Source organism: Salinicola sp., from assembly GCF_982684285.1.
On the sequence record NZ_CEXLVS010000324.1, the window covers coordinates 1 to 3,810 of the forward strand.

Here is a 3,810-nt window from a genome sequence, read left to right on the forward strand (position 1 = left end):
CGCGCAGTGCCACCCGGCCGCTGCGGCACGACAGTGGCGCCAGGACCAGCGTCAGGATGGCCAATGCGATCGTCGACAGAATGACGACGAGGGCGCCAAGCGACCCGTTGACCCCTGTGAGCGGCGTGAAATAGGCATAGAGTGCCACGGCGAGCCCGGCGAGCGAGCCCAGGAGCATGACGATGATGCCCGGCCTGAATGATCCAGATTGCGACATGAAGTTTTTTTCTCCTGATGAGAGCGGTTTTGCGCGCCTGGCGGTCGTCTTCCCGATCCGATATGGGATCGGGCCGGAAAGACCACATCGAGAGCGCTTGGTGACGGGCCGTGCGTGCATGCACTCCCTGCGCCAGGCCGGCCAAAGTATAGAATATTTTAGATCGTTAACCCCAGGCCGATTGGCTTGGCTCCAGGTCCCGAGAGACATTCGGGGGGCTCTCGACGGCCGGGGCGCGCAGGGGTGGCGGGGACGCCTGGCGTGTGGGACCGGTCACGCTGCCCGCCGGGAGCGGAGCGTCGGGTTTGCCGGGGAGCGAGGCCAGCCAGCATAATGGCGGGCCGTCACGCCGCGCAGAGACACGCTGTATGGAATCGTTCAACACCATCGGCCTGATCGGCCGCCTGGGTAGCGACAAGGTGGTCGAGACGCTCAAGCGTCTGGTGATCTTCCTCGAACGTCGTGGTCTCGACATCGTGATCGAGGATCGTACTGCCGCGCTGCTGCAGGGACACGGCCATGACGAGGCCCGCCGCCGCGAGCTGGGCACGCTCTGCGACCTGGTGATCGTGGTGGGGGGCGACGGCAGCCTGCTGGGCGCTGCGCGGGCGCTGTGCCACAGCGGGACGCCGGTGCTCGGCATCAACCGCGGCCGGCTGGGGTTTCTGACCGACATCTCGCCGGACGAGGTGGAGCAGAAGGTCGCCGAGGTTCTGGAAGGGCAGTACGACAGCGAGCGACGCTTCCTGCTCGAGGCGGAACTCTATCGCGGCGAGCGGCTGATCGGCTCCGGCTCCAGTCTCAACGATGTCGTCGTGCATCCCGGCAAGGCGGCCCGGATGATCGAGTTCGAGCTGTTCGTCGACGACCGCTTCGTCTACTCCCAGCGCTCCGATGGCCTGATCATGGCGACCCCGACCGGCTCCACCGCCTATGCGCTGTCGGGAGGCGGGCCCATCGTGCATCCGGGGCTCGAGGCCATCACGCTGGTGCCGATGTTCCCGCACACGCTCTCCAGCCGGCCGATCGTGATCGACGCCGCCAGCGAGATTCGCGTCCATATCGGCGATATCAACCAGGCCTATCCCCACGTCAGTTGCGACGGTCAGACCCGGGTCGTCTGCAAGCCCGACGATGTGCTCTATGTGCGCCGTCAGGCCGAGCGGCTGACGTTGATTCACCCGCGTGGACACAGTTTCTTCGAGGCCTGCCGCTCCAAGCTGGGCTGGAGCAGCAGGCTGGGAGACTGACATGGCCCAGGACGATGGTGTCGACGGCTACGATCTGATCGGGGACGTGCACGGTTGCGGACACACCTTGATACGCCTGCTCGAGGCGCTGGGCTATCGGGCAGAGGACGGGGTCTTTCGTCACCCGCGCCGCCGCGTGATCTTTCTGGGCGATCTGATCGATCGCGGTCCCAGCATCCGGCTGGCGGTTTCGGTGGCCAAGCGCATGGTCGACGCCGGCGAAGCCCATATCGTGATGGGCAATCATGAGGTCAACGCCCTGGCCTACTGTCACCAGGCACCGAGCGACAGCGAGCGCGAGTGGCTACGGGATCATACCCCGCGCAACAATCGGATCATCGGTCGCACCCTGGAGCAGTTTCACGCCTTTCCGCTGGAGTGGGAGACCTGCCTCTCCTGGTTCATGACACTGCCGCTCTGCCTCGACCTGGGGGGATTGCGGGTGGTCCACGCATGCTGGGACGAGCCGCTGATCGCCGCCTTCCTGGCGCGCCGCCCCGATGCCCGTATCGATCGCGACTTTCTGGTCGAGTCGGTCCAGCACGGCAGCCTGGCGCAGCGTATCCTGGACCGTCTGACACGCGGCACCCAGCTGCCGTTGCCGCCGGGGGTGGAGATCCGCTCCGGAGATGGCTTCACGCGACGCTCGTTCCGCACCCATTTCTGGTGCCGGAACCCGCGCACCTACGGCGACGTGGTGTTCCAGCCCGACAATCTGCCGCTGGGGCTCGAGGATCGCCCCTTGAGCGCCGGCGAGCGGGAGCGCTTGAGCTACTACCCGGAATCGGCGCCGCCGCTGTTCGTGGGCCACTACTGGTGCAAGGGGGTACCGGCGCTGCCGCGGGCGAACATCGCCTGTCTCGACTACAGCGCGGTAAAGTACGGTCGGCTGGTGGCCTACCGCTGGGAGGGAGAGGAGCGGCTCGATGCCAACCGTTTCGTCTGGGTCGACGTCGAGAGGGAGGGCGCGCGCGGTTGAGGGCGCGAGCTTGGTCCCTGCGATTTTTGCATTTTTTTACAATGATTCTAGCGATTGATTTGCCGGGATTTTATGACGGCGTCGGCGCCAATCGGGAAAAAATTGGGATTTTTTCCCTTCGCCGAGGAACTCCGCCCGGCGGATACCCTCAAAGTCAGTGTTCCCTTGAATGATCCCTTGCTCTTATCCGGCGGCCTTCCGCCGGATTTTTCTTTTTCTGGTCTGTAGAATGGCGGCGTCGAACGACCATCGACATCGTCGAGCCCCGGGCCGTCTGCCCGGCGGCCTCGGTGTCGTCGATTCGCTTCGACGCTTTCTCGATAATCGGGTCGGACCTTCCCCATGTACAAGTTAATCGAACTGCCCGGCGATCTGGATACGCGTCCGCTCCGACAGGCGATGTGGGCCCATCACATCGGCCACCGCTTCACGCAGCAGGCCGATCTGCAGGTGCTGTGGCTGGCGGACCCCGAGCAGCGGAACGAGGCGGCGCGGCTGATCGAGCTGTGGCATCGCGGCGAGCTGGAGACGTCGGCTGCCCCGTCGGCACCTCGTCGGCGGCCCAGCATCACCGGCCAGGCTTTTGGTCAGGCCCCGCTCGCGGCAGGGCTGATCGCCGCCTGCGTGGCGGTCTTTCTCTGCATGACGTTTGCCGGCGACGCCATCGTCCGCGCTTTCACCATCGTGCCTCTCGAGGTGATGGGGCGCCGGCTGGTGCCAGGCGACATCGTCTCCGACACCCTGGCCGGCGGCCAGGTATGGCGGCTGTTCACGCCGGCGTTGTTGCACTTCGGCTGGATGCACCTGATCTTCAACATGCTGTGGGTGTGGTATTTCGGCCGGCAGGTGGAGTCGATCCAGGGCTGGCGCCGGCTGGGCCTCATCGTCGTCGTGGCGGCGCTGTTCTCGAATCTGGCCCAATACTTCACCGGCACCGTGCTGTTCGGGGGAATGTCCGGCGTCGACTATGCGCTGCTCGGCTACGTCTGGCTGATGTCCCGTCGCCGGCCCGAGAGCGGCCTCTTCGTGCCCCAGATGCTGATGGTCTTCATGCTGGGCTGGATGGTCTTTACCATGACCGGCCTGGGCGATGCCTTCGGCTTCGGCAACGTCGCCAACGAGGCGCATCTGGGGGGACTGCTGATCGGGTTGATCATGGGCTGGTTCGCCAGCCGCAACGCATCGGGAGGCGCCGGCCACGACGCCTCGGGAGACAGGAAATGAGCGAGATGAATTTCGACCGCATGGTCGCGCAGATGACGCCGGAGATGTACCAGAACTTCAAGCAGGCCATCGAGCGTCGCAAATGGCCGGACGGCCGCCGGCTCAGCGCCGAGCAGACCGAACTCTGCATGGAGGCCGTG

4 protein-coding genes and 1 pseudogene are annotated in these 3,810 nt (G+C 65.3%); 4 read left to right on the forward strand and 1 reads right to left on the reverse strand.

Annotation, left to right across the window (positions count from 1 at the left end; all coding sequences use genetic code 11):
* Nucleotides 1–217, reverse strand: a pseudogene (locus AC3AYF_RS19080) (hypothetical protein); the annotation flags it as partial.
* A 368-nt stretch (nt 218–585) separates the two neighbouring features.
* Between AC3AYF_RS19080 and AC3AYF_RS19085 the strand changes: the two are divergent.
* The 4 genes from AC3AYF_RS19085 to AC3AYF_RS19100 all read left to right on the forward strand — a co-directional run.
* Nucleotides 586–1,467 (forward strand): NAD(+) kinase, encoded by an 882-nt coding sequence (locus tag AC3AYF_RS19085; protein ID WP_149436264.1) that lies wholly within the window; start codon nt 586–588, stop codon nt 1,465–1,467.
* Between the two features lies 1 nt (nt 1,468).
* Nucleotides 1,469–2,446: a metallophosphoesterase gene (locus AC3AYF_RS19090; RefSeq protein ID WP_295039243.1), complete on the forward strand. Its 978-nt coding sequence runs from the start codon at nt 1,469–1,471 to the stop codon at nt 2,444–2,446.
* A 342-nt stretch (nt 2,447–2,788) separates the two neighbouring features.
* On the forward strand, nt 2,789–3,670 hold the full coding sequence (locus AC3AYF_RS19095) for a rhomboid family intramembrane serine protease (RefSeq protein WP_295039241.1): 882 nt from the start codon (nt 2,789–2,791) through the stop codon (nt 3,668–3,670).
* On the forward strand, nt 3,667–3,810 hold a 144-nt coding region (locus AC3AYF_RS19100), incomplete at its 3' end, for a DUF1315 family protein (RefSeq protein WP_295039261.1). The genes AC3AYF_RS19095 and AC3AYF_RS19100, both read left to right, overlap by 4 nt.